Raw genomic sequence first — 18,721 nt, 5'->3', positions numbered from 1 at the left:
AAGTTAAATATTAATGTAAATAAAATGATAGGAGTCTTTATATGGATTTTGAAAATACTGCTAATGTGAATCTTTTAATAGAAGATTTAGAAAATATTTTAGATGAGATGTTTTTAAGGGGTTTAGGATGTGCTTATAACAATATTATTGAAGATATAAATATTGTGTCAAAAAAATGCAAAGATATAGGTTTATTTTTTGCAACAGAAAAATTGGATAATATAAAAAAAGAGCTTAGTAAAAAGCAACACAGCATGAATTTTAATTATTCTAAAGTAGTTGAGGAATATTATGCTTTGAGTGTGTATGTTAATGTTATTAAATAAAAAGTACCAAAGAGATATCTGTTTATATCCCTTTGGTACTTTTAGTTTTTCAAGCTTAGAATATTATATGAGCCATAAGTGTAATGACTGGTAAGGTGATAAGTGTACGTTGAATAAATATTATTACTAAGTCCTTTAAAGAAACAGGGATTTTTGATCCTAACAATAGTCCACCTACTTCAGACATGTAAATTAGCTGTGTAACAGAAGTACATGCTATTACAAATCTTGTTAATTCACTTTTGATTGTAGCTCCGATAACAGATGGTAGAAACATATCTGCAAATCCAACGATAAGTGTTTGAGAAGCTTCTTTTGCTTCAGGTATATGAAGAAGCTTTAATAAAGGTATAAAAGGTATCCCCATCCATTTAAATATAGGAGTATATTCAGCTAAAATAAGAGCAAGAGTTCCCATAGCCATAACTACAGGTGCTACTCCTAGCCACATATCAAGTATGTTCTGAATTCCTTGTTTTATAAAGCCACTTAAGCTATTATTTTTGCTAGCTTTTTCTACTGCTTTTGTTACTCCCCATGTAAAAGAAGTATAGTTTTCAGGAATTGCTTCAGAATCTTCTCTTTTATTATCATTAAAATATGTGTCAGGCTTTCTTGAAAGCGGTGGAATACGTGGAGTTATTATAGCTGCTGCTAATCCAGCTAGAGTTATAGTTAAGTAAAAAGGAACGAAAAGATGTCCAAGATTTACTTGAGAAATAACTACAAGGCTGAATGTTATTGAAACGGCAGAGAACGTTGTGCCAATAACTGCAGCTTCTCTTTTAGTGTAATAACCTTCTTCATACTGTTTGCTTGTAAGCATTACACCAATTGTTCCATCTCCAAGCCATGACGCTATACAATCTATTGAAGAACGTCCAGGTAAAGAGAAAATAGGACGCATAATTTTTGTAAGTATTGCACCGAAAAATTCTAATAAACCAAAGTCCAGTAATAGAGGTAATAGCATACCTGCGAAAAGAAATACAGAAAATAAAATAGGAAGCAGGTCATTTAATAAAAGACCACCTGTATTTTCTGACCATATCCATTCAGGACCTATCTTGAAAAAAGTAAGAATTGCAAATATGGTTCCAAGAATTCTAGCAGAAAACCATAAGGGAGACACATTAAACAATGTATTTAAAAACTTATTATTCAAAAAGGTTTTAGGCTTGAAAACTTTAGTTGCAATTGTGCCTAAAAAAGTAATACATATGATAATTGTCATAATTCCCGGCAATATATTTGAAAGATGATTTTGTACAAATTTTGAAAGTATTGCAATAGGGATAGTAACTTCTCCATTGTAGAAAATAGGAGTCATAAAAAATAAAATTCCCAACAATGACGGTATTATAAACTGAAATAAGTTTTTTAACGAATAATTAATTTTCATTTGTTTTTCCATATTTATTCTCCTTTATGTTATAAATATTCATGAAGCAATATTCATTATAATGTATAAATATAAGTTTATCAAGAGATTAAAATTTGAAATAAAAGGATTTTTATTGCGATTAAAGAAGCAGTAAATTATAATAGAAGCAGTATGTGTTACATAAAGGAGGACAACAATGGAGTTTAAGAAAGTTTTAGAAAGAATTAATTTTTTATATCATAAGAGCCAGAATGAAGGGCTTACAGAAGAAGAGAAAAAAGAGCAGCAAGAACTTAGAAGATATTACATTGATGTTATAAAAGGTAATTTTAAAATGCATTTAGATAAAATTGAGAAAGTTGATACAAAAACAAGCAAATATAAAAATTAGAAAATGAGCATCTACACAGAAGTAGATGCTCATTAGTTTGTTTTCAAAAAATATAAAGAACATAACAATCTACCTTGCACCACTATAGATAGCTTATTACCTCACCATAATCTTCCGACCATGACAAAGCAGGTCACAACCTATAATGATGGTTCGTTCGACCATACAGAATATCTACCCAACCCTATGCAACCTCTCGGCTACATAGAACCGATTAACTTAAAAAGTCTACCAACACCCTGTATGATCTTCGCTCGACCTTATAGAATAAGTTAGAACCCTATTGCAATCAATAATTCAAAAATTCCGACTGCAATAAAGCTTTTCCTCACCCTATAAAATCTTCCCTCCGACTGCATACGAGCCAGGTTTTAATCTGACCCGTATGCAATCTTTGGCCGACATATATACACCCCGTTTTAAGGAGCATATATATGCCTTGGCTCAACCGTTATGTTCCTTACACTAGTAATGTGTGCAAATATTCTAAAAAAATTCATGATGAAAATATGTAATTTTTTCTATTTCAATTTTGATATTAATGTATTTAAATAAGTATAAATTTAAAAGTGAGAAAAATGTAAGCTTTATAAGCACAATTGTAATATAATCCCAATAAACATTTTGATAAGGCTAAAAAGACAAAAGATTGTACTCGATGCCATGGCTAAAAATGGATTTATAAGTAAAGAGCAACAAGTAAAAATTCAAAAGGAAATGATAATAGAATACATTAAATATTAAATACGTTGGGTAGAAAATGTTTATTTTCGATACAACGTATTTTGTTTTTTTAGATGAAAAAATTAGTGCTTTTTATAATAATTTAAGATTGGTTAGTTTTATTTATATTTAGATTTTCAGAATTTATTGAATGTTACACTAAATTTTGGGCAAAAATTTATATGATTGCAAAAGAAATTTATTAGTTTTAGTATGAGTATCTCAAAATAAGTATTTACTATTTAATTAAAGTTAGTGATTATAAAAAATTGCATGTATATTATGATGGGTTATATTAAAAGCTAAAATAAGATGAACAAAGTAAATAATTTATGAAATATAGAAGTTTAAGGGAGTAATAGAAGAAGGGTTTTTAGTAATTTGTTATGTACTATTGTTGGTGTATATAGATAAAAAAGTAGTGAATAATAGGAGGTAGTTTGCATGGTATTTTTAAGTATTTTTTTAATAGTATTTTCACCATATTTGGCATTTTTACCTATGATGGTTACAGGATTTCAGATGTTACAGAAAAATAATTTTACAAAAAATATTTGGAATATAGGATTGATTTTTCTGTTTATTTGGGCATTATTTGTAGGTATTATAAATGCTAGTGTAGTTTCAATAGCAGCCTCCTTTGCAGTTTTAGTTTATTTTTTTATTAGTGTTTATCTTGAAAATAACTACAACGAAGAGGAGAAAATTGAAAAACTTTTAAAAAATATTATATTAATCTCAATAGGATCTGCTTTTATTGGAATTATAGAAAGATTTACACTAGTTCATTACAATCCTACCTGGTGGAAATACTTATTTGGAATTTATCCACTGCTTCCGTTTAGTGAGACTTATAGAATTTCCGGAACTTTTGGTAACCCTAACGTAGCAGGAACATGGTATGCTGCTATGGTCCTTATATGTTTTTATTTCTACCAAAAGTCTTTTAAAATTAAAAAAATATTTTATGCACTTATGGTTATATTATTTATTGGTGTTTTATTGATGACGGGGTCACGCGGAGCTATAATTGGTTTACTGGTAGGATTGATTACATATGCATATTTTATGAAAGATAAAAAGAAGATGTTATTCCTAATTTTCATTTTACTATCAGGCATAATACTAATGTTTGCTTTTCCACAGTATTTTCCAAGAGGGGAAGGACTACTCATTTCAATAAAGGATCGTAGCCTCATTTGGAAAAATTGTTTAAATATGTTTAAATATAAGCCTATCACTGGATGGGGATTGATGGGGATTTATTTTGCAAATGGAGATGTTTATGATTATGTAAGGACAGTTCATGGACATAATATTTGGATTACCATAATAACTACACTAGGTATTGTTGGGTTTAGTATTTTTACATGCATGATATATTATTTATTTAAGGAAACTAGAGTGCTTAGTAATCATCATTGTCCATTAATTCCTTTACTAACAGGGTTAGAAGCTGTTATTCTAGGTCAGGGATTGGTTGATTTTACAATTATAAGTCCTCAAGCAGGTATCATATTTTTTGGTTGTTCTGCAATTATCAGTGGTCTTGCGTTTCAATATAAAAATGTACCGGTGAAGGATTATTTTCCAATGCCATTGTTATCAAGGATTAAAAATAAGTAAAGTTATTTTATATAGTAAAAAATTCAAATCAATATATATAAAAGGAATCTGTCTTTTAAGATAGATTCCTATTCCAATAGCATTGCAATCTGAAATTACACTTTGAACAACTTTTTTAATACCTGTTGAACTTTGATTGTTCTTCAAAAAACGAAGATAGTTGATATAAAATATTCGCTCTGTTTTAAATAAATTTTTATTTATTTAAAACTTTTTATCAATTAATAAATCTACTAAATTTGATATTGATTTTTTACAGTCTGGTCCTAATCTATTATCCCCCATATTTCCAGAACAATGTAATAATCCATAGGCAGAATTGCTCTTATCAGGAACAAGATTTGATGGTATTGGAATATTAATCATTCCTAAATGTTGTGCAAATGTATTTATAGCTTTAAGGCAATTTTCTCCTCCAGCTTCAGCAGTTCCGCATGTTGTAAATGAAATTACTCTTTTCCCAAATAATTTAGCATCAGCCCATAAAGGAGAAAAAGAATCCATAAAACTCTTCATTTCAGCAGACACATTCCCAAAATAAGTTGGAGAACCTAAAAATATATAGTCGCTTTCTAAAATTTTATCTAAATTTATAATAGGTACTTTTAAAATTTCACTTAAATGCTCATTAGCTACTGGAATATTCTTTGCAATTTCTTTTAAATCATCATCTTTTACTCTATAGATGCAAACATCTACTTCTTTGTCAGAAAAATTTTTATATATTTGTTTTGCCATAAGATAAGTATTACCACAAACGCTATGAAAAACAATTGATACTTTCATCTAAATCTCTCCTTTAATAAAGTTTTTTCATATTTTCAGACTACAGTGAAACACTTGCTTCTTGTATAATTATACCATATAATATATACCAAATATAAACAATTAATTAAAATATATCTAATGTAAAAATACTAAGCTAAAGTAGCAATTGTAAATTAAATATTATTTAACGTTATATATTAATTAAAAATAAAAAGTATGAATTGATGTATAAAATGAATAAAAAAGCCAAAAAAGAACAAACTATATTTTACTTATGAGAATAACATAGTGCTAGATTAAAGATAGTTAATGAATTTTCAGAAATGTGAAGGTGGGCAAAATGAAAAAAATAAAAATTGTAATTGTTGATGACTCTCCTTTTTCAATAAGTATACTTAAAGATATATTAGTGGAAAAAGGTTTTGATGTAGTTGGAGATGCAAGTTCTTTAGAAGAGACTATTGAGGTAGTTAAAGCCCAAAAACCAGATTTAGTAACTATGGATATGACGATTCCTGGAACAGATGGTTTAGAATGTACAAGAGCGATTCACTCAATAGATAAAAATATAAAGGTAGTAGTTGTTAGTTCAATGATGGATGAGGAAATAGTAAAAAAGGCTAAAGAAAACAAGGTGGCAGGATATATTCAAAAACCAGTAGATTCAGATGAACTTATTACTGTAATAGAAAGAATAATGGCTACTGAAGAGTTGTTTTATGAATTAGAACAAATATATTTTAAGGTGTTTAAAGAAGCTCTTTCAGATAATATTAATAGATTAACCAAAACAATACCTTGTTATGCTAATGAAATTAAATACAATCATACAGAAAGTTCAAGGGGAATTTCAGCTGTAGTAGGAATTATAGGAAAATATTCAGGTACAATGATTATTGATTTATCTTATGAAGCTGCTAAAGATATGGCAGAAGTAGCTTTGAAAAGAGAAGTTGAAAATATGGAAGAATGTTTAGCTATGATTGGGGAATTTGCAAATATTGTAGCTGGAAATGCTTGTTCTATATTAAACCACAAAAATAAAATTTTGGGATTACGTGTAGCGCCACCTACATTATTTCATGGGACTTCATTAAATATATCAAAGACTATGCTAAAAACAATATCAGTAGTAGCAAATACAGAGTTTGGAGAGATGTATTTAAATGTAGGATTTAAAAGAGGTGAAGAAGAGTGGATGTAAAATTAGTAAATCCTTTTATTGAGTCTTTTTTAACTGTAATGCCTCAACTTGGATTTAGTGATATAAAGAAACATGGAGTTAGTATAAAAGATAAAAAACTTAAAAGTATTGGTGTAATGATAATTTTAGGTATTGTGGGAAATATAAAGGGTAATGTGGTATATGGGATGAATATAGAAAGTGCAAAAAAAATTGCTTCTAAAATGATGATGGGGATGCCTGTTAATGAATTAGATGATATGGCACAAAGTGCTATTTCGGAACTTTCAAATATGGTAACAGCAAATGCTAGTATGAATTTTTCTAATATTGGAATAAATACTAATATATCAACACCTACATTAATGTATGGTAAAGATTTTGAAGTGAAAATGAATGCTGATAAAGTTTTGTGTGTTGGAATTCTTGTTGATAATATTCCAATAGAAATAAATATTGCTTTTGATAAAATAATTCAATGATATATTTAATTGAATCTTTTAAGGCATCTACTGATGAAGTAGGTGTCTGTTTTATTTCCCCTTTTTCGAGATTTCATACAAAATATGTAAATTTTTAAATGCAGTTTTTGCTGAGTATTAAAAAATAAATTAATTGTTTAATATAGTGTATAATAAGTTTGAAGGGGAAACTATTAAAATATAGGTTTATATTTTTGGGAGGTTATAACAAATGAAACAATTGTACAGATGGGATGACAAAAATAATAGATAGAAGTTAAACTATCTAATAGTACTTTAAAATCTGAACTTGATACTTTAAATGAGAAAAAAGGTTTTACAAGATATGAGAAATTACAATTTATGAATAAAAGTTTAATAGAACTTTCAAAGGAATTAGAAGAGAAAAATAAATTACTTGAAAAATTAGCATCTACAGATAGCTTAACAGGAATTTATAATAGGCGTTTTTTTGTTGAACTTGCAAAAAAGGAATTATATGAAATAAAAAGATATAATAAGACAGATACATTATTAATTCTAGATGTAGATAATTTTAAGCAAATTAATGATGAATATGGGCATATGTATGGAGATAAAGCGCTAAAGGCTTTTTCAAAGGTTTGTAGTAGTGAAATTAGGGGGGGAGACATATTTGGAAGAATAGGTGGAGAAGAATTTGCTATTATATTGACTAATACATCAATAAATAATGCCGTGACTTTTGCAGAAAGATTAAGAAATTTAGTTTCTAAGATAGAAATTGAAGTCCAAAATAAAAAATTTTCACTTACTATTAGTATTGGTATTACAAATATTTTGCCTGATGAAAGTATATATAAAGTAATGTCTATGGCAGATAAGGCTTTATACGAAGCAAAAGGAAAAGGAAGAAATAGAGTAGAAATACTTGAAAGATAAATGTGAATTAGAATAATAAAGCAGAAACTGAGAGAAGTTTCTGCTTTATTTATTTATTCCAGCGGAAATTTTTATTTTATCTTGATGGTTATAATCTATTTCCCCATCCTTATGTCGTGTACTATTAAGAAAATGTATATCAAAATGCCCATCGAAATTATTATCAGTTATATACTGAATGCTATGAGGCATAAAAGACATAGAGGCTGCAATTTTATGTCCATTAACTTCTATTAAAACAGGTCTGCTATTCCATGAAAAACCTGCCCAAATTTCTTTTGCTATAGCTGTATCTGAAGCTGTTAGTGGTTCACAATCAGCGTGATTTGCACCTATAGTTCTTTTAACCATAAAGGTTTTACCTGTATGAAAATCTGTAACTTTAGCAACAGCATCTATAGTAAAAACATATTGAGCTTCTTTCCACCAATCTAAATATTCTCCGTATTGAGGAGCTATTGTAGGTTTTACAGGTATATTGTGAACTGGGATTGTAAGTTCTTGACCTATGCTAAGTACACTATCAGAAGATAGTCCATTAGCTGTTAGTAGTTCTGGCATTGGTATTCCATAATCAACGCTAATTGTCCAAAGATTTTCACCAGATTTAACACTGTGAGTTGCATAAGTTATAGTAGGTTCAGTACCTTCTACATCGCCAATCAATTTTAGTATTTGACCTACATAAAGAGCATCAGTAGTTAAATTATTTATTCGCTTTAGCTCATCTACAGATATATCATATTTTTGAGATATTCTCCAAAGAGTATCACCAGATTTTACTTCATAAGTTGAAGTATCAGAAGTTTTTTCAGTTTCGGGTATAGTTAATTTTTGACCCACATAAATCATATCACTTGATAAGTTATTGGCTTCCTTTATTGCAGCAACAGTTATACCAAAGGTTTGTGCAATTTTACTTAAAGTATCTCCAGAGTTAACCTCATAAATATTAGTATCAACGGTTTTGGTAGGAATTTTTAAAACTTGATTAATGTATAAATCATTAGTAATAAGATTGTTTGTTGATTTAATTTCATCTATAGGAATATCAAATTTTTGGGAAATTAACCACAAGCTATCACCTTTAAGTATGGTGTAATTTGTATATGACGCTTCAGATGTGGTTGCTGGGCTAGTTGCTGCAAAAGCAGTTCCACTAGTAAATGGTACAGCAGCTACTAAAATTGAACCTAACATTACTTTACATACAGAAATTTTGAGATTAGGAAATTTCTTTTTTACATAATTTACTACATAGTTATAGAGTTGTTTTTCTTTATCTTTATTTATATGCCCCAATTCATCTGAGAATTCTGTATTGTGAGGATTTAAATATAATACAACAGTATAATTTCCATTATTATTTTCTAATTTAAAACTACTAATTAAGTCCACTTAAGTTTCTCTCCTTTTTAGAATTATAATCAATAATATAGTTTGCAAAATAAGATAGATTTATAATAAAAGGAAAATGAAAAGTATTACTAGTAATGAGATTAATTATTTCAAGCTAGAATAAATAAAAGAAGCTTAAGGCAAAATATTTTTATGCAATAATTTATTATATGATATAATATCTTTACTTTTAAATAGATTAAAGGAGGAATAAGAAATGAGTGTACATATAGCAGCAAAAGAAGGAGAAATAGCGGAAACAATTTTACTACCTGGAGATCCCTTAAGGGCAAAATTTATTGCAGAAAATTTTTTGGAAGATGCAGTTTGTTACAATGAAGTTCGTGGAATGTATGGTTTTACAGGTACATATAAGGGTAAAAGAGTGTCAGTTCAAGGAACAGGTATGGGTATACCGTCTATATCTATATATGCTAATGAACTTATAGAAAGCTATGGAGTTAAAAATCTAATAAGAATAGGTACTTGTGGTTCTATACAAAAAGATGTGAAAATAAGAGATGTCGTCTTAGCTATGAGTGCATCAACTACTTCTGGTATTAATAAAGTACGTTTTAAAGGAATGGATTTTGCTCCTACAGCTAGCTTTAACTTATTAAAAAAAGCTTATGACATTGCTGAAAGCAAAGGTGTCAATGTTAAAGCTGGAAATGTATTAACTAGTGATTTATTCTATGATGATGACCCTAACTCATGGAAGCAATGGGCAAAATTTGGCGCACTAGCTATAGAAATGGAAACAGCTGGTTTGTATACTCTTGGAGCAAAATATGGTGTAAATACTCTTTCAATTTTAACTGTTAGTGATAGTTTAGTAACTGGGGAAGCAACAACTTCTGAAGAACGTCAGAATACTTTTACAAAGATGATGGAAATTGCTCTTGAATTAGCAGAATAAAAAATGTAATATACAGAAGGCATATAGTTTTAAAACATTCTATGTGCCTTTTTTATTATCCTTTGTGGTGTCTTTTTAAAGTATAGATGAAAAAAGAGATTAGAAAATTAAGGATTTATTGTATATTAAAAGACTAAGTATTATGTTATACTTAAAAATAATATTATTATGAAACTTTATCTAGAAAGGTAACATAAAATGAGCAGTAATCAATATATGATTAATAATTATAAAAATATGGCAAAAAAATTCAAAGAAGAAAAACACTTATTAAAAGCACTGAAATTTTATAAGAAAGCATATAACTGTAAAAACGGCAGTACAGATATGGAGTTGTTGTTAGATATTGCACTACTTTATGATGAACTAGGACATTATACATTAGCAGAAGAGAAGTATCAAGAAATTTTAGCAATAAATCCTAGAGATTGTAGAGCTTATTATGGTCTAGCTGTTTTACATGATAATCAAAAGGAGTATTTAAAAGCTATACATTACTACAAAAAAGCAATTCATATTAATCCGAATTATGATAGAGCATATTTTTATCTGGCTAATGTTTATGATCAAATTGGTAAAAAAGATAAAGCAATTATGTATTATAAGAAAGTAATTGAGTTTAAACCCGAAGATTGTTGGGCTTACATGAATTTAGGTTCAATTTATGAAGAACTAAATCAAAATGATTTAGCTTTAAAAATGATGAAAAGAAGTTTAGAAATTAATCCTAATCATTATATGAATTTGTATAATATGGGGGTAATTCTAAAAAAATCAGGATATAAGGATGAGACTGTATACTACTATAAAAAATCAATTGAAGAAAATCCATATTATCCATCCAGTTTTTTGAATCTAGCTGTTTTTTATAAAGAACAGTTAGATTATAAGAAAGCCATTGATGTCATAAGTGAAGGCATCTATTATAATTCAGAAACAGAGTTTTTGTATTATAATAGAGCTTGTTTTTATGTTCATGAAAATTTATTAGCAGAAGCAATAGATGATCTTATTAGAGCAGTTGAATTATATCCTAATTTTATTGATTATATAAAAAAAGATGAGGAATTAGAACCAATAAAAAAATTTAAGGAATATGAGAGCATATTTAATAGTGATTGAGAATAGTATCAGTTGTTTATTTAAAGTGTATTTGATATTATATAGTAGGGTTATTTTATGAAAATCAAGATAAATTGATATAAATATGAAGGATTTGACAAAAACTATTGCAGTTTTTGAGTATAAAGTATTATAATTAAGTTTATTATTATAAATACATATAAATTATAAAATTGCTTGAAATAACATATATTTATGATACCATAATATAAGAATATATTGTTTTTATGCAATTAGGCTTTATATAAATTTTCAGATTGGAGGAAAAGTAAGACATGAAAAATAATAATGAAAAAACTGAAATGAATAAAAATATATCAGAAGAGTCAAATGTAACATCTAACTTTATACATAATATTATAGATGAATACGTAGAAGCTAATCCTGATAATAAAATTCACACTCGTTTTCCACCAGAACCAAATGGGTATTTACATATAGGCCATGCAAAAGCTATATGCATAGATTTTGGTACGGCTGAAAAATATAATGGTTTATGTAATTTAAGATTTGATGACACCAATCCTACCAAGGAAGATGAGGAATATGTAAATTCTATAAAAGAAGATGTTAAATGGCTTGGATTTGATTGGGAAGATAGATTATTCTATGCATCAGATTACTTTGAGAAGTTCTATGAATATGCTATTAAATTGATTAAAAAGGGTAAAGCATATGTAGATGATTTAACTCCAGATGAAATTAGAGGATATCGTGGTACATTAACTGAACCAGGTAAAAATAGTCCATATCGTGACCGTTCAGTAGAAGAAAATCTTGATTTATTTGAAAGAATGAAAAAGGGAGAATTTGAAGATGGTTCACGTGTATTAAGAGCAAAAATAGATATGGCATCACCAAATCTTAATATGAGAGATCCAGTTATATATAGAATTTTCCATGCTACCCATCATAATACAGGAGATAAATGGTGTATTTATCCTATGTATGATTATGCACATCCGCTTGAAGATGCTATTGAGGGAATTACACATTCTCTTTGTACGTTAGAATTTGAAGCACACAGACCACTTTATGATTGGGTTTTAAAAGAGTGTGAAATAGAAAATCCACCAAGACAAATTGAGTTTGCAAGATTAAATATTACAAATATGATAACAAGTAAGCGTAAACTTAAAGCATTTGTTGATGAAGAAATAGTTGATGGTTGGGATGATCCTCGTATGCCAACTATTTCAGGATTAAGAAGAAGAGGATATACTCCAGAAGCTATTAAAGATTTCTGTGAAAGAATAGGTGTTGCTAAATCTGAGTCTATAGTTGATATAGCATTACTTGAACACTGTTTAAGAGATGATTTGAAATTAAAAGCATCTCGTGTTATGGGAGTATTAAATCCATTAAAAGTTGTTATTACAAACTACCCAGAAGGTGAAGTTGAATACTTAGATGTAGATAACAATCAAGAAAATCCAGAAATGGGTTCAAGAAAAGTTCCATTCTCAAGAGTTATATATATTGAAAAAGAAGATTTTATGGAAAATCCACCTAAGAAATACTTTAGATTATTTCCTGGAAACGAAGTAAGATTAAAAAATGCTTATTTTGTAAAATGTAATGAAGTTATAAAAGATGAAAATGGGGAAGTAGTTGAATTACATTGTACGTATGATCCAGAAACTAAGAGTGGAAGTGGATTTACAGGAAGAAAAGTTAAAGGTACACTTCACTGGGTAAGTGCAGAACATGCAATTGATACTGAAGTTAGATTATATGATTATATAATGATAGAAGATGAAGAGAATGAAGGAGAAATGAAACAAAATCTAAATTCTCTTGAAGTTTTAACTAACTGTAAGTTAGAGCCATCTCTTTCTGAAGCAAAACCAGGAGATAAATTCCAATTCTTAAGACATGGATATTTCTGTGTAGATACTAAGAATGCAACTGAAGATAAATGTGTATTCAACAGAATAGTTTCAATGAAAAGTTCATGGAAAAAGAAAAAATAAAATTATAAATGATAAGCATCACATTTTCTATGTGATGCTTTAATTTTTTTATTTTTCAAAATATAAAGAGGAATAAAGTTAAAAATGTCGAATATAGTAGACAAAATATGAAATATTTCATATAAATAAAAAGAAAAATTTCTTAATTTCAAGCGGAGGAGGACTTTAAAATGAGGAATAAGCTTTCGAAGGAAAGCAAAAAAAGATCATTGAAAAATAAGCTTGCATTTATTTCAATTTTATTATTTGGAGTAATGGTATTTACCAGTATAATTATTACTACTATATTGATTAAAAACAATATGATTGATGTTATCACACAAAAAGGTGTTGAACAAGCTCATGAAATAGCAGCTCAGGCTGAATATGTTTTTAACTTAAAGGGAAATGAAATTGATAATTTACAAAAATTTGTAGAGAAGAAAGCTAAACAAGATAATATAGCTTATGCAGTTATTATTGACACTAATGTTGCAGCTGTAGCACATAGTGATAGACCTAAAATAGGAAAAAGATATGAAAATGATGAGTATACAGCAGATGGAGCTAAAAATGGAAATGTAAAAACTTCAAGATTTTATGCAGATGTTCAAAAAATTCAGACCTATGATATTATGGTTCCAATACATAAAAATGGACAACTGTACGGAGCTTTAGATATTGGTATACCAGAGAGTGGAATTAAAGAGGTTACAAATGGTTTAGTAATGATTCAAGTAATAGTAGCAATTGTTAGCTTTATTTTAATAGGGGGACTTCTTATTATTATATATGGCAGAGTACTAAAGCCTGTAGATAAGTTAGTGAATCTTATACATAAGACAAGTCAGTTAAAACTTAAGCAAGATGAAGAGATTGATAAATTGCTTAATAGAAATGACGAACTAGGAAGAATGGCTACTGCTATAATAAATATGCGTAATACTTTAAAAAGTATAATTGTATCAATAAAAGAGTCATCTGATGTTGTTAATGGTGCATCAGATGATTTAGCAAAAATATCAGATCAAACTTTAGGAGCTACCAATGAAATGGCAGCATCTATTTCAGAAATTGCAAAAGGAACAGAAGTGGAAGCTGTTGATACACAAAGAGGATCAGAGCAAGTAAATGAATTAGCCTTAGAGATAGACAATGTATTGATAAGTACCAAGGCAATAGCAGACCAAACAGTAAAAACAAATAATTTAAGTAATAATGGCTTGGAGATTATTAAAGATTTATCTTATTGGACAGAAAAAAATATAGAAACTTCAAATGAAGTAGAAAGTATAGTTGTTGATATGGATAAAAGTTCATCAGAAATTACAAGTATAGTTGATACTATAAATCAAATTGCTGATCAAACTAAGCTTCTTGCTTTAAATGCTTCTATTGAATCTGCAAGAGCGGGAGAAGCTGGAAAAGGATTTGCAGTGGTAGCTGACGAAATAAGAAAACTTGCAGAGCAAACTGCTGTATCTACTGAGGAAATAAGAGAAAAGATAAGTAATATTCAAGAAAGATCGAGTACAGCTGTTACGGTTATGAAAAATAGTATGGAGATAGTTGATGAAAATACTAAAGCTGTAAATAGAACAGAAGATATATTTAACAAAATATCAAATACATTAGAAGATTTGAAAAATAAAATTGGTGAGGTTATGGCTTATAGTGAAAATATGGAGGATAAGAAAAATAGTATTGTAGATATAATTCAAAATATCTCTGCATTAGCTGAAGAAACTTCTGCTAGTACTGAGGAAATGAATTCAATATCACAAGAACAGCTGACAAATATGGAAGCTTTATCACGTCATGCTGGAGATTTACAGGGATTATCCAATAGTTTACAGGACGAGATAAATAAATTTATATTATAGTATTCGATCAATTAGTATATTCAAAGGGCATATAGTGCGTATAGTGTGGTTCAATAACACTGCACTATATGCTTTTATTTTTTAGAATATAAGTTTATAAAAAGTAAAAAGCAAAAAGAATATGGATAATCTTCTGAAGATAGATAGTAAGAGATTGGAAAAGCTATACTAACTATGATACTATATTTATGGGTATTAAGTGAAAGTTTAAAAATTAATTCATTGAAAGTATAAATTTAACTTGTATACTAAATTTATTAATAAAAACGATTTGAAGATGACAAGTGGAGGTACAAAAATGAAGATAAAAAAGAAAGGAATTGTGTCAATTGTTGTAGCTGTTATTATTGCAGGAACAATAGGAATATTAAATATAAGTAAAAGTAAATATTTATCTGTACAGGCTACTAGGATTTCACAAGGAAATTTAAAGGCATATTTATCTACAACAGGTGTAATTAAATCTCAGGATATGAAAAAATATTATGGTCCTCAAGCAAAGGTTAGCAAAGTAAATATAAAGGTTGGAGATAAAGTTAAAAAAGGTGATATTTTAATTACTTATGCAGTAGAAAATTTAAATACTTTAGTAAAACAAGCTGAACTTCAATATAATAATTCTATACTTCAAAAACGGGATTTGGAGAACCAAAATGCTGAAATTAATAACAAATTAAAGGACAAAAACAATCAAATAGAAGATATAGAGAAGAAAATAGAAGATATAAACAATCAAATTGAAACTTTGAAAAATAGTATTCTACCTTCAGCTTCTATACAGGTTCAAGGATTTGAGTGGCAAAAATCTACTTTGGAACAACAAAAAACTATTTTAGTTCAGCAAAAAAATGCTGTACAACCTATTTCAAATGAAAAATTAAAACAAGCAGATAATGCAGTGAATTTAGCTAAATTAAATTTAAAAGTTGCAAAAGAAAATCTTTCTAAAAGTATAGATAAGATTGTTGCAACAAATGATGGAGTTGTTACAACATTAAATGCTGTAGAAGGATCTGTGGAAAATATGACTCAGCCAGTTGCAGTTGTTCAAAATACTGAAAATTTAAAAGTAGTGCTTTCTGTAGGTAAATATGATGCTAACAATGTAAAACTAAATCAAACAGCTATCATTAAAAGTTCAAAAAAACAATATAAAGGTAAAGTTACTTATATTGCTCCAGCAGCTGAAAAATCAAAAGATCCAACTAGTGGTGATACAACTCTTACAGTAGAGGTAAGTATAATAGATAAAAATCCCGATTTAAAAATAGATTTTGATGTTGATACAGAGATTTTATTGGCTGAAGCGCAAAATGTAATAAAGGTACCTACAGAATGTATTAAAACAGATAAAAGGGGGAAAAATTTTATTTATGTTATAAAAGACAATAAGGTTATTGGAAAAGAAATTCAATTAGGTATCGAATCAGATAATGAAGCTGAAATAATTAAAGGTGCGGCAGTAGGAGAACAAGTCATACTTAATCCAACAGATAAAATTAAAAATGAAACTTTAGTAAATGTTTCATCTGATATAAATAGTATTAAAACAAAAAGATTGTTCTTTTTTAAATAGTTATTATCAATATAGTATTGAACTTAAAATAATATAAAAACTATTTAAAACAATTATGAAAATTATCATTTTATAGGTAATATGGAGGAAAGTAAATATGGATATTACAAATATAATAGAAGTAAAAAACATAATTAAAACCTATACAAATGGTTCTATTAACTTTAAAGCTCTTAATGGGATAGATTTCAAAGCTAATAAAGGAGAATTTACCTCTATAATGGGAGCGTCTGGTTCAGGTAAATCTACTTTTATGAATATATTGGGCTGTCTTGATCGTATGAATGAGGGAGAATATATATTAAACGGCAAAAATGTTTCTGAGCTTACAGATAATGAACTGGCTTTTGTGAGAAATAAAGAAATTGGTTTTGTATTTCAAGCATTTAATCTTTTGCCAAGAATGACTATACTTGAAAATGTGGAACTTCCATTAATTTATGCTGGATTTTCCTCAAAAGTAAGAAGGGAAAAAGCCATAAAAGCTTTAGAAAAAGTAGGACTTGGTGATAGACTACATCATAAGGCTAATGAAATATCAGGAGGTCAAAAGCAAAGGGTTGCTATAGCAAGAGCTATAGTTAATGAACCTACAATTATAATGGCAGATGAGCCTACTGGTAATTTAGATACAAAATCTACTTTTGAAATTATGAGAATATTTCAGAAGTTAAATGATGAAGGGGCTACTATTATTATGGTTACTCATGAGAATGAAGTGGCACAATATACAAAAAGAATTATTAGATTTAAAGATGGAGAAATAATAGAAGACAAAGAAGTACAAAATAGGATTAGACTTTAGTGAAGGAGAGGACTGATGAATTTTTTAGAAAATTTTAAAATGGCATTAGAGAGTATAAAAGCAAATAAAATGCGTTCCTTCCTTACCATGCTTGGAATAATTATAGGCATAAGCTCGGTAATAGCAGTTATCTCCCTCGGAAAAGGAGGACAAACTAGTGTTATTAGTGAGTTCGAAAAAATGGGAGCCAATAATGTAGATATAGATGTAGATAGGGCTAATGCTGAAATAAGTGACTATATAAATCTTAAAGATGTACAAGCTGTAAAAACTAAGGTTAATAGAGTAAAGCACATAAGTCCTTCGATATTACAGAGGGGGATAGCATCTTCAGAAACAAAAAGAAAAACAGCTTATATGACTGGAAGTAATGAAGAATTCGATGAAATTAATAATTATGTTATGTTGTACGGAAGATTTTTTAATGAAAATGAGGTTTTAAAGGGAAAAGCTGTAGCGGTTTTAGATGAAAATTCAGCTAAACAATTATTTGGTAATTCGGATGTGGTAGGAAAAACTATTAAAATAGGATCTGTGGAATCCAGTAAAAAAGTAACTATAGTAGGGGTGAGAGAATCTATTGTAAGACTTAGAAATAGCAATACCATTTCTATAAATATCCCTATAAGCTTTTTTCAAAAACTTTATCCTAAAGCAAATAAAATACCTTCTTTGACTTTAACAGCTATTTCAAAAGAAGAAGTGGAAGAGGTTGGAAATGATGTTTTGAACATTTTAGAGAGCAGACATCATAATAAAGGCAAAGAGATTTATCAAGCTAATAATATGATTGATAAACTTTCCCAAATTAATAGTATTTTAGATATTTTTACAGGCTTTATTGTGTCAGTTGCAGCTATATCTATTTTTGTTGGTGGTATAGGAGTTATGAACATAATGCTTGTATCTGTTACTGAAAGAACAAGAGAAATAGGAATAAGAAAAGCTTTAGGAGCGACAACTAAAACTATACTTATTCAATTTTTAACTGAGGCTATAATAATATCCTTAATTGGAGGTATTATAGGTATAATATTTGGTGTATTAGCTTCACAAATAATAGGAATGATAATGGATATAATTCCAGTAATCTCTCCAATAGTTGTTATAGGTGTAATCATGTTTTCTTCTGCAATAGGAATATTTTTTGGAATTTATCCAGCAAAAAAAGCTGCAAATTTGAATCCTATTGATGCATTAAGGTATGAATAAATATAAAAAAGTAGAAATTGTAGTCTGAAGAGCTATAATTTCTATTTTTTTATACATTATTAATAATTTTA

The 18,721-nt window shown here is 28.4% G+C and carries 17 protein-coding genes; 13 read left to right on the top strand and 4 right to left on the bottom strand.

The window, feature by feature from the left end:
• The first annotated feature begins 41 nt into the window (after nucleotides 1-41).
• Nucleotides 42-326 carry a hypothetical protein gene (locus tag OXH55_RS13660; RefSeq protein WP_268050554.1) on the top strand — a complete coding sequence of 95 codons (285 nt, stop codon included), beginning with the start codon at nucleotides 42-44 and terminating at the stop codon, nucleotides 324-326.
• A gap of 55 nt (nucleotides 327-381) precedes the next feature.
• Here the strand turns inward: OXH55_RS13660 and OXH55_RS13655 are convergent, their stop codons facing one another.
• Nucleotides 382-1,740, bottom strand: a complete 1,359-nt coding sequence (locus OXH55_RS13655) for a YjiH family protein (protein ID WP_268050553.1) — start codon at nucleotides 1,738-1,740, stop codon at nucleotides 382-384.
• A gap of 166 nt (nucleotides 1,741-1,906) precedes the next feature.
• Between OXH55_RS13655 and OXH55_RS13650 the strand changes: the two genes are divergently transcribed.
• Together OXH55_RS13650 and OXH55_RS13645 are read left to right on the top strand one after the other, a co-directional pair.
• Nucleotides 1,907-2,101: a DUF896 domain-containing protein gene (locus tag OXH55_RS13650; RefSeq protein ID WP_268050552.1), complete on the top strand. Its 195-nt coding sequence runs from the start codon at nucleotides 1,907-1,909 to the stop codon at nucleotides 2,099-2,101.
• 1,167 nt (nucleotides 2,102-3,268) lie between these two features.
• Nucleotides 3,269-4,450 (top strand): O-antigen ligase family protein, encoded by a 1,182-nt coding sequence (locus OXH55_RS13645; RefSeq protein ID WP_268050551.1) that lies wholly within the window; start codon nucleotides 3,269-3,271, stop codon nucleotides 4,448-4,450.
• Here OXH55_RS13645 and OXH55_RS13640 read toward each other — a convergent pair.
• Nucleotides 4,430-4,597: a hypothetical protein gene (locus tag OXH55_RS13640; RefSeq protein ID WP_268050550.1), complete on the bottom strand. Its 168-nt coding sequence runs from the start codon at nucleotides 4,595-4,597 to the stop codon at nucleotides 4,430-4,432. The two genes, OXH55_RS13645 and OXH55_RS13640, sit on opposite strands and share 21 nt — an antisense overlap.
• A 57-nt stretch (nucleotides 4,598-4,654) precedes the next feature.
• Complete coding sequence (locus OXH55_RS13635; RefSeq protein WP_268050549.1) at nucleotides 4,655-5,236, bottom strand: flavodoxin family protein; 582 nt, start codon at nucleotides 5,234-5,236, stop codon at nucleotides 4,655-4,657.
• A gap of 322 nt (nucleotides 5,237-5,558) precedes the next feature.
• Between OXH55_RS13635 and OXH55_RS13630 the strand changes: the two genes are divergently transcribed.
• The 3 genes from OXH55_RS13630 (at nucleotide 5,559) to OXH55_RS13620 (ending at nucleotide 7,783) form a co-directional block, all read left to right on the top strand.
• Nucleotides 5,559-6,422, top strand: coding sequence for a response regulator (locus tag OXH55_RS13630; protein ID WP_268050547.1), 864 nt, complete (start codon nucleotides 5,559-5,561; stop codon nucleotides 6,420-6,422).
• Nucleotides 6,413-6,883 carry a chemotaxis protein CheX gene (locus OXH55_RS13625; RefSeq protein WP_268050546.1) on the top strand — a complete coding sequence of 157 codons (471 nt, stop codon included), beginning with the start codon at nucleotides 6,413-6,415 and terminating at the stop codon, nucleotides 6,881-6,883. The genes OXH55_RS13630 and OXH55_RS13625 overlap by 10 nt, the downstream gene beginning before the upstream one ends.
• Before the next feature lie 342 nt (nucleotides 6,884-7,225).
• Complete coding sequence (locus OXH55_RS13620; protein WP_268050545.1) at nucleotides 7,226-7,783, top strand: GGDEF domain-containing protein; 558 nt, start codon at nucleotides 7,226-7,228, stop codon at nucleotides 7,781-7,783.
• 45 nt (nucleotides 7,784-7,828) lie between these two features.
• On the opposite strand, the gene OXH55_RS13615 is transcribed toward OXH55_RS13620, so the two are convergent.
• Complete coding sequence (locus tag OXH55_RS13615) at nucleotides 7,829-9,181, bottom strand: LysM peptidoglycan-binding domain-containing protein (protein WP_268050544.1); 1,353 nt, start codon at nucleotides 9,179-9,181, stop codon at nucleotides 7,829-7,831.
• A 217-nt stretch (nucleotides 9,182-9,398) separates the two neighbouring features.
• Between OXH55_RS13615 and deoD the strand changes: the two genes are divergently transcribed.
• The 7 genes from deoD to OXH55_RS13580 all read left to right on the top strand — a co-directional run bounded on the left by deoD (nucleotide 9,399) and on the right by OXH55_RS13580 (nucleotide 18,650).
• Entirely contained in the window at nucleotides 9,399-10,100 is a 702-nt protein-coding gene (gene deoD, locus OXH55_RS13610) for a purine-nucleoside phosphorylase (protein WP_268050543.1), read from the top strand.
• Nucleotides 10,101-10,298: 198 nt separating this feature from the next.
• Nucleotides 10,299-11,222, top strand: coding sequence for a tetratricopeptide repeat protein (locus OXH55_RS13605; RefSeq protein ID WP_268050542.1), 924 nt, complete (start codon nucleotides 10,299-10,301; stop codon nucleotides 11,220-11,222).
• A 275-nt stretch (nucleotides 11,223-11,497) separates the two neighbouring features.
• Nucleotides 11,498-13,195 carry a glutamine--tRNA ligase/YqeY domain fusion protein gene (locus OXH55_RS13600; RefSeq protein WP_268050541.1) on the top strand — a complete coding sequence of 566 codons (1,698 nt, stop codon included), beginning with the start codon at nucleotides 11,498-11,500 and terminating at the stop codon, nucleotides 13,193-13,195.
• Nucleotides 13,196-13,365: 170 nt separating this feature from the next.
• The gene (locus OXH55_RS13595) at nucleotides 13,366-15,057 is read left to right on the top strand and encodes a methyl-accepting chemotaxis protein (RefSeq protein WP_268050540.1); all 1,692 of its coding nucleotides are present in this window, start codon (nucleotides 13,366-13,368) and stop codon (nucleotides 15,055-15,057) included.
• Nucleotides 15,058-15,355: 298 nt separating this feature from the next.
• Nucleotides 15,356-16,633, top strand: a complete 1,278-nt coding sequence (locus OXH55_RS13590; protein WP_268050538.1) for an efflux RND transporter periplasmic adaptor subunit — start codon at nucleotides 15,356-15,358, stop codon at nucleotides 16,631-16,633.
• A 112-nt stretch (nucleotides 16,634-16,745) separates the two neighbouring features.
• A complete protein-coding gene (locus tag OXH55_RS13585) occupies nucleotides 16,746-17,438 on the top strand; it encodes an ABC transporter ATP-binding protein (RefSeq protein ID WP_268050848.1) in 693 nt (230 codons plus the stop codon).
• A gap of 15 nt (nucleotides 17,439-17,453) precedes the next feature.
• Nucleotides 17,454-18,650 (top strand): ABC transporter permease, encoded by a 1,197-nt coding sequence (locus tag OXH55_RS13580; RefSeq protein WP_268050537.1) that lies wholly within the window; start codon nucleotides 17,454-17,456, stop codon nucleotides 18,648-18,650.
• Nucleotides 18,651-18,721: the final 71 nt, after the last annotated feature.

The sequence above is a fragment of the Clostridium ganghwense genome (genome assembly GCF_026735165.1).
Taxonomy (GTDB): domain Bacteria; phylum Bacillota; class Clostridia; order Clostridiales; family Clostridiaceae; genus Clostridium_H; species Clostridium_H ganghwense.
Note: the sequence above shows the minus strand (reverse complement) of the source record. Positions and strands in the feature narration are given on the sequence as shown.

Excerpts from the sequence above, each read along its gene's own strand:
- deoD (WP_268050543.1), top strand. The coding sequence starts at position 9,399 with ATGAGTGTACATATAGCAGCAAAAGAAGGAGAAATAGCGGAAACAATT.
- OXH55_RS13630 (WP_268050547.1), top strand. The coding sequence starts at position 5,559 with ATGAAAAAAATAAAAATTGTAATTGTTGATGACTCTCCTTTTTCAATA.
- OXH55_RS13590 (WP_268050538.1), top strand. The coding sequence starts at position 15,356 with ATGAAGATAAAAAAGAAAGGAATTGTGTCAATTGTTGTAGCTGTTATT.
- OXH55_RS13655 (WP_268050553.1), bottom strand. The coding sequence starts at position 1,740 with ATGGAAAAACAAATGAAAATTAATTATTCGTTAAAAAACTTATTTCAG.
- OXH55_RS13660 (WP_268050554.1), top strand. The coding sequence starts at position 42 with ATGGATTTTGAAAATACTGCTAATGTGAATCTTTTAATAGAAGATTTA.
- OXH55_RS13635 (WP_268050549.1), bottom strand. The coding sequence starts at position 5,236 with ATGAAAGTATCAATTGTTTTTCATAGCGTTTGTGGTAATACTTATCTT.
- OXH55_RS13620 (WP_268050545.1), top strand. The coding sequence starts at position 7,226 with ATGAATAAAAGTTTAATAGAACTTTCAAAGGAATTAGAAGAGAAAAAT.
- OXH55_RS13605 (WP_268050542.1), top strand. The coding sequence starts at position 10,299 with ATGAGCAGTAATCAATATATGATTAATAATTATAAAAATATGGCAAAA.
- OXH55_RS13650 (WP_268050552.1), top strand. The coding sequence starts at position 1,907 with ATGGAGTTTAAGAAAGTTTTAGAAAGAATTAATTTTTTATATCATAAG.
- OXH55_RS13580 (WP_268050537.1), top strand. The coding sequence starts at position 17,454 with ATGAATTTTTTAGAAAATTTTAAAATGGCATTAGAGAGTATAAAAGCA.
- OXH55_RS13595 (WP_268050540.1), top strand. The coding sequence starts at position 13,366 with ATGAGGAATAAGCTTTCGAAGGAAAGCAAAAAAAGATCATTGAAAAAT.
- OXH55_RS13600 (WP_268050541.1), top strand. The coding sequence starts at position 11,498 with ATGAAAAATAATAATGAAAAAACTGAAATGAATAAAAATATATCAGAA.
- OXH55_RS13645 (WP_268050551.1), top strand. The coding sequence starts at position 3,269 with ATGGTATTTTTAAGTATTTTTTTAATAGTATTTTCACCATATTTGGCA.